A 4,468-nucleotide genomic window follows, 5' to 3' on the forward strand; every position below is an offset into this window, starting at 1 on the left:
CCACCAAATTTGATCTCAAACTCATCTCCATAAAAGATCTCATCGCTTACCTGCTCAGCACCGAAACGCTGATCGAAGAAGGGGTGAAAGTACAAATGCCTACCAAATACGGCAACTTTGAACTGATCGCCTTCAAACAAATCAATTCCGGTGAAATTCACATGGCATTGAAAAAAGGTGAATGGAAAAAAGATGAGCCCATCCTGGTAAGGGTGCACTCCTCCTGCGTAACCGGAGATATATTGCACTCTTTACGCTGCGATTGCGGAGAGCAACTACACGCTGCCATGCAAATGGTCGAGAAAGAAGGAAAAGGACTCATATTATATATGAACCAGGAAGGCAGAGGTATAGGACTCATGAATAAACTGAAAGCCTATAAACTGCAGGAAGAAGGACTCGATACCGTGGAAGCTAACCTGGAACTGGGCTTTAAAATGGATGAACGCGACTATGGCGTAGGAGCCCAAATCCTTCGTCAGCTGGGAATCTGTAAACTGCGCCTCATCACCAACAACCCGCGTAAACGCGCCGGCTTAAGTGGATATGGCCTGGAAGTAGTGGAAAATGTGCCGATTGAAATTCATCCTAACCCGCATAACGAAGGTTATCTGAAAACAAAAAGAGATAAATTAGGGCATGAAATCCTGAAAGGATAAGTGTGACGGTTCACTAGAGGCCGCGTATAAGTTCGCAGTCATCGAAAGATAGCTGTAAACGTAATCAAACCATACAAAGGAGCAATACTGGTTTTACCCGTTTTGCTCCTTTGCTGTTTTCTATACCCTCCTTATTTAGTCGTGGTGGTATCGGCCTTCACTTTCTCCGCATCTTCCTGCTCTTGTTTCAGTGCCGCCGCCCTGCGCAACGAATCCATGAGGGGCGTACGGGACCGGCGGTTACCACCAAATAACTCACTAAACCGGTTGTATTCCCGGATATAGGAAATACCCACACCGGATTTCGTACGGTTGCTGAGGTTATATACGTCGTAATCCGTTTTGCTGAAAGCATTAATACGGAAACGGCCATCCTGCGTAAGGAGATATTCAATACGGAAGTCGCCCGCAAACCGGTTGGTATTGGCGGAAGTCGCCGTTTTACCCCAATCATAATCGCCACCAGCATATAAACGGAAACGGTTGTTAAACAGGTTGCTTGTAATACCAGCACTTACCTGGTTACGGTCTACGGAAGAGTTATCTACCGGCCCCCCCACATTATAAGCACGGTAATTTACATTCACCCCTATGCCGCTTCCTTTGAGCAGCACCCCGGTAATATTATTCAGGATCGCCTGTGCCTGTGCTGACAAAGCCTGTCCCACACTGTTTTTACCGGTAATGCCCACGTTGGCGGCGGCAGTAGAGGTGGCATCGTCCGGAAGGAACTGGTTAGAGAACAGCAGTCCCCATACCTGGAATAACGCTTTGTTCTGATCGCTATTGATCTCTTTCAGGTGAGCTGCCACGCCACTTTCATACGCGAGACTGCCTACTTCCGGTAATTCAATGGAATAGGTAATGTCTGGTTTTAACAGTGCGCCCCGCAGGTTAATGAGTACATCTACTTTCTCTGTGCGCGTAGCCAGTTTATCGTTGGTGGCACTGGTACCCTGGCCTACCAGGTTATACAGACTCACCTTCGGAAGGGAATATTTGGCCATGATATTTACCCGGGCTTCGGAAGGATCTCCGTTCCAGATAATGCTGCTGTTTTTCTCTATATCAAATTTCCAGCTGGTCAACCGCTGAAAGTTAAAGTTGTAAGAACCATTGTTGATTTCGTAATTCCCGAACATGGTGAAATCACCTTCTGTGTTCACGGTGATTTGCAGGTTACCCGTACCATTGGCAGAAATAATGTCGCCGGTGGTGGCATCCAGGATTACATCTATCTGCGCATCCGGATTGGCGGCAATATCCAGCTTCACAGTAAGTTTGGTATTGTCTTTCTTCCTTTTCTTTTCTACTATTTCCGTACCATAGGTCTTGAAGGTGATGTAGTCATACTTCCCGATGTCCTTGCTGTCTGCCATGGGCAGGTAAAAATGGGTCCCCTTGATAGGACGGGCCAGGATATGCATTTGCATATCATTCAGCGGGCCGGAAAAGTATACTTTACCATCGGCGATCACATCTCCATAAAACAAATCATTATCGGTAGCACTGGTATTAAGGAACAGAAACCCCCTGCCGGTGACATCAAAGTCAAAATTGAGTTTATCAAAATGGTCATGACTGATATAGCCGCTCGCAGTGCCTTTGGTGTTGTATTTATCAATCAGTACGAAGTTGCCGAATTCAATCAGGTTATCATCCACATTTACATTCAGCTTTGGAATTCTATAGTGGGTACCTAAATAATCCACAGTAACGCCCACGGTATCCAGTGTGAGCGAGCCTTTCACGGAAGGCAGACTGGTAGTGCCGCTGATATTCAGGTTGCCGGCAACGCTTCCGGTAAGTTGGGAAACGTACCCCGCCAGGTACTTATTCAATAAGCTGATGGAGGTACCATTTAGTTTTATATTGGCATCTATGTCCTGGTTGGTGGCGGATAAACCTACTTTACCCTGCGCCAGAAAAGCTTTGCCTTCATTATCTGACTGGACATTAAAAGTGGCGATGCCGGTTTGGTGATGATAGGTACCATCTACATTTAAGATACCGATAGAATCGTTGTCAATACGCAGTTCCCGCGTTCTCAGGGCGGTGTTGATATCGAGGTTCTGTGTAGGATCTGCAATATTGATAGTGCCGTCTGTAACACCTTCTATACGTGTGGTAATGAGTTGAGAAGGGATTACATCGGCGAGATTCAGGTTTTTGAGCGTAACAATAAATTTTGATTCATCCGGATTATACTCATTGGTTTCTATGGTAATACTCTGGTCATTGCGGGTAATGCGCAGGTTTTTTACCGTGAGAAAATGTTTGCTCCAGTAAATTTCATTGCCTGGGGTGACACTCCATTGCCGCTCATTTACCGTGAATGCACTGTTGAGGAAATTGATCTTCAGTCCTTCCGGAACAGTAATAATACGGGCATAGAAACCATCGAGGGAAGAAGTATCTTCTGCCTGCATATCTACTTTTACAAAAGAGGTATCATGCCCGGAACTGGCCAGTATCAATGGATTTTCGAGCATCACATTTTTGCCGGACAATACTTTGCCGATACTGGTGCTGATATTGACTTTATTAAAATTACCATCTCCCTTTACCTGCAAATCCTGTATATGATAATCAAGATAGCCAGCCTCCGGTATGTTGATGTTCAATACCAGGTTACCACCATTCATGGTATTCAGGGCGCCGTTGACTTTACTTTCATTAAAGCCGGAAAATCTGTTGGTAAAGCCTTTCAGCAGTTTATCCACTTGTCCCAGGTTAAAGGCAAATGTAAAGTCCTGGTTAATGCTGAGATTTTGCGGGGGACTGAAATAGCTGGGATAATATTTATACAGCAGCAGGTGAAAAGCATCCGGCAGTTGCAGGAAACTATATTGTCCTTTTACAAACCCACTGATTTCGCTGCCGGCAAATTCCAGTATTTTCTGGTTATCTACCAGGTGTGAAGATACATTCAGGGAGTCGAACTCCAGGCGGCGGTTATCTTTGAACGCAGACACCTCATACATTCTGGCCACGCCATCGAAGTTATCAATATTGCTACCGGCAAAATTAAGATCCATTTTTGCCTGCAGGGTAACAGAATCTTCAGTGATATGTAATGCTTTCAGGTCACTTTTACGAACTTCCGCATTGAAGTTGAATACCGGTAATGCTGCATTAAAATCAATGGTGCCGGCAAAGTCCATATCCAGGTTAGGATCATTCGCGGTGAGAGAGCCATTAAAAAATTTACGGCTCATTTCCCCTTTCGTTTGGATGTTCTGATAGTTATATCCGAAAAGGGCTATTTCCTGTACATTGGCATCTACACGGGCTTTCAGCGTTTTGAAGTTAAAGCCGGCGCCGTCTACTTTCGCATCCAGCGAAATGGTAGACAGATTGCTGTTATCAAAAAGACTTCCGATATCGAACTTGTCGGCCTTCAGGCTCCCGGAGTACACGGGTACATCACGGCTGGTTTTGAAGTTCAGATCGGAATTTAGTTTACCGAGATTTGTCTGGAACTGGCCGTATGCAACAAAGTCATTAATGAAACCGGTGTAGCTGCCCTGGAAGCGGATAGCGGAGAGGCGGTCTATCCGAACAGTGCTGACTACATCTTTTACGATGGGCATGATTTGCATTACATCTGCCCCGGTGGTTACGAGTTCCTCGGCGTGGAAGTCGATGAATGTTTCGTAGATATCCGGCAGGCCCCGCATTTCAAGACTTCCTTTCAGGCGGGTGGTGTTGCCGGCCTGCAGTTCTATTTCAGATGCTTTCAGGTTGCTGACAGGGCCGCGGGCCTTACCGTTGAGGGTAATTTCTTTTTTCCAGGAGGAGAGTGGCGG

General features: G+C 45.9%; 2 protein-coding genes. One reads left to right on the forward strand and one right to left on the reverse strand.

All coding sequences use genetic code 11. The features are described 5' to 3' along the window. Window positions 1-95 precede the first annotated feature (95 nt). Window positions 96-659, forward strand: coding sequence for a GTP cyclohydrolase II (gene ribA, locus VIP81_RS27190; RefSeq protein ID WP_414649394.1), 564 nt, complete (start codon window positions 96-98; stop codon window positions 657-659). A 131-nt stretch (window positions 660-790) separates the two neighbouring features. Here the strand turns inward: ribA and VIP81_RS27195 are convergent. Beyond that, a partial coding sequence (locus tag VIP81_RS27195; RefSeq protein ID WP_331968814.1) for a translocation/assembly module TamB domain-containing protein occupies window positions 791-4,468 on the reverse strand: 3,678 nt, incomplete at its 5' end.

It is taken from the genome of Chitinophaga sp., assembly GCF_036566945.1.
GTDB lineage: Bacteria > Bacteroidota > Bacteroidia > Chitinophagales > Chitinophagaceae > Chitinophaga.